The sequence below is a fragment of the Kluyvera georgiana ATCC 51603 genome, from assembly GCF_001654985.1.
GTDB classification, from domain to species: domain Bacteria; phylum Pseudomonadota; class Gammaproteobacteria; order Enterobacterales; family Enterobacteriaceae; genus Kluyvera; species Kluyvera georgiana.
Genome location: NZ_LXEU01000144.1, coordinates 1 through 425 on the forward strand (window position 1 = coordinate 1; position 425 = coordinate 425).

Annotated in this window: 1 rRNA gene; it reads left to right on the forward strand. The window is 47.1% G+C overall.

Annotated features, from left to right (window positions below):
* Nucleotides 1-139: 139 nt before the first annotated feature.
* Nucleotides 140-425, forward strand: a 23S ribosomal RNA gene (locus M989_RS24050); the annotation flags it as partial.

Genomic DNA, 425 nt, shown 5'->3' on the forward strand with positions numbered 1-425 from the left:
TTTTGCTCTTTAAAAATCTGGATCAAGCTGAAAATTGAAACGACACACTGTGTCTGTTCTCCGTAATAAGAACAGATAAGCGGTGTGTTCGAGTCTCTCAAATTTTCGCAATCAGAAGTGAAACATCTTCGGGTTGTGAGGTTAAGCGACTAAGCGTACACGGTGGATGCCCTGGCAGTCAGAGGCGATGAAGGACGTGCTAATCTGCGATAAGCGTCGGTAAGGTGATATGAACCGTTATAACCGGCGATTTCCGAATGGGGAAACCCAGTGTGTTTCGACACACTATCGTTAACTGAATACATAGGTTAACGAAGCGAACCGGGGGAACTGAAACATCTAAGTACCCCGAGGAAAAGAAATCAACCGAGATTCCCCCAGTAGCGGCGAGCGAACGGGGAACAGCCCAGAGTCTGAATCAGCTT